1 protein-coding gene is annotated in these 2784 nt (G+C 44.2%); it reads right to left on the bottom strand.

The window, feature by feature from the left end; all coding sequences use genetic code 11:
• The coding region (locus tag A3739_RS09975; RefSeq protein WP_156502519.1) for a tandem-95 repeat protein at nucleotides 1–2784 on the bottom strand (2784 nt) is incomplete at both ends.

The following is a 2784-nucleotide window of genomic DNA, read 5'->3' as shown; positions in this document are numbered from 1 at the left end:
CGTGAGCGTATCACCATCCACATCACTCGCTTGCGCCAAGAGCTGCTCTTGGCTCAGTGTGATACTTCCATCCTCATCAATTGCATACGCCAAGTTACCTGAAACTGGCGGGTCATTCACAGGAACAACTACAATATTCGCTTGGGCCGTATCTGTACCACCCTGACCATCAGACACGGTAAAGTCGACGGTGACATTACCATTGAAGTTCTCATTCGGTGCAAAGGTATATGTGTCATCTCCATTATCGGTGAAGATTCCATCAGTACCTGTGTATGCAACATCTGAGATACTCAGCGTATCGCCATCAACATCCGATGCTCCCGTTAACAGATCCTCATCTGTAAGCGTGATCGTCCCGTCTTCGTTCATCTGGAAATTCTGATCCTGCGCGACCGGCAGATCATTCACTGGGTTCACTGTCAAATCGATATTGGCTGCAACTGTCGCTTCGCCATCGAAGACACCAAAACTAATATCAAATGCACCGTTGAGATCTGAATTTGGCGTTAATGTGAAGGATCCATCGGTATTAGCCGTAATCGACACATTTCCATCAATACTCTGCAAATTAACGGCAACAAGGTCATCGCCTTCAATATCGCTAGCTTGCACCAAGAGCTGTTCTTGGCTCAGTGTGATACTTTCATCTTCGTTAATAGCATAAGCCAAATCTCCGACCACAGGCGGATCATTAATGGGTAATACATCAATACTCGCCGTCGTAGTATCTGTTAGTTCGCCATCCGAGATTGTTACGCCAAGAAGAATCTCTCCATTAAAATTCTGATTTGGCGCAAAGGTAAAATATGGCTGACCCTCGGAATCCTGATGTGCTTGGAAAATACCATCAGATCCAGTATACGTAACCTCTTCGAGACGCACACCAATTTCAATATCATACGAATTGGCTAAGAGTTGATCTGATGTAATGGTGATAACACTGTCCTCGTCCATTGTGTAAGAGGTCGCACCGGCTATTGGAGGGTCGTTTATCTCGATTACGTTAATATTAATTTGCGCTTGCGTCTCCACAACACCGTCTGAAACTTTATAACTCAGTTCAACATTTCCGCTAAAATTACTATTAGGTGCAAAGGTGTATGTGTCATCTCCATTATCGATAAAAACACCATCCGTACCTGAATACGAAACATCTGAGATCGTTAGCGTATCGCCATCAACATCGGTTGCACCTGCAAGCAAGTCAGCATCCGTGATCGTTATGGTACTATCCTCATTGACGTCGAAAAACTTAGCCTCAGCAGCCGGAGAATCATTTTCAGGAATTACGTTAAAATAAACCGTAGCCGTATCCGTCAAGCCCTCTTCATCCACAATCGTATACGTAAAGTTAGCTTGACCGTTGTAATCGCCATTTGGTGTGTAAACAACATTCCCTGCATCATTAATCTCGACGGTTCCATGGGTATTTTCTGAGGGAGCTACACTTACAAGCGATAAAGCATCACCATCAATATCGAAGTCATTATTTAGCAGATTTTCAGGAGTTAAAGTTAGAACACTATCCTCGCCAACGGTGATCAAAACTTCAGTTATATTCGGTGAGATTTCAACTAATTCATCCGTGAGATTAACTGAATCATCCATATTCTCGGTCAAATTTAAGCTATGCGTATTTGTAATTGCACTGCCATCTGGCTGAATAGACGTGACTTTTATCTCTTCGGTTGAAACACGAGAAATCGTCATGTTCTTAACTACATATTGACCACGGCCGCCGACTGTACCAAGCTCGAATTTAGCTACGGGCTGATCTGTAGTGAAAGAGTAACTATCCTCTAGATTTCCACTCTCTCGAAAACCACCTTGTGAATCAATTAGATTGCCGTGTGTATCATACGCACGGATCACAACCTGAGTAGCCTGGTTATTGTTCGCATCAAACCAACTTCCTAGACCGCTTAATTCGAAGGTCACATGGTTGATCTCATCACCTGAGATCTCGACTGACATAACGTCTTTATCACTTAAACCATTATGGCGGGGATCTCCAATACCGAGACCAATATGAGTGTCTTGAGAATTATAAGCTGTAACATTACCGTTGCTCATGGATGTTACGACTGTCAAATCACCCTGAATAAAAGTCGCAACGCCATTATTGATTGATCCCCAATCCTCTGGTTCTGCCGTTGAATCTTCTGGATCAAATGTTCCAATGAAGACGTCCATACTATTATCTGTTGCACCATCATTTGGAACATACTGCAACTCTGTATCGGCTGAATATTCAACGCCAACGATCATATCATGCCAGTTACCATCGGCTGTTTGATATTGCATTTTGCCCAAATCAAGCTCACTATCGAGCCTAATTGCACCCGGACCTGCAGCAATCATATAATCATCTATGGCTGTTGGGGCGTCATTCACTGGGTTCACTGTCAAATCGATATTAGCTGCGACTGTCGCTTCACCATCGAATACATCGAAACTAATATCGAGATCACCATTGAAGTTTGCAGCCGGTGTCAGCGTGAACGTCCCATCACCATTATCTGTAATCGTCAGTTCCGGATTGGCTGTCTGTAGATTCAATGCCGTGAGCGTATCACCCTCCACATCACTCGCTTGCGCCAAGAGCTGTTCTTGGCTCAGTGTGATACTTCCATCCTCATCAATTGCATACGCCAAGTTACCTGAAACTGGCGGGTCATTCACAGGAACAACTACGATATTCGCTTGGGCCGTATCGGTACCACCCTGACCATCAGACACGGTAAAGTCGACGGTGACATTACCATTGAAGTTCTCATTCGG

It is taken from the genome of Oleiphilus sp. HI0067 (genome assembly GCF_001635735.1).
This window is presented reverse-complemented; position numbering and strand designations above follow the sequence as displayed.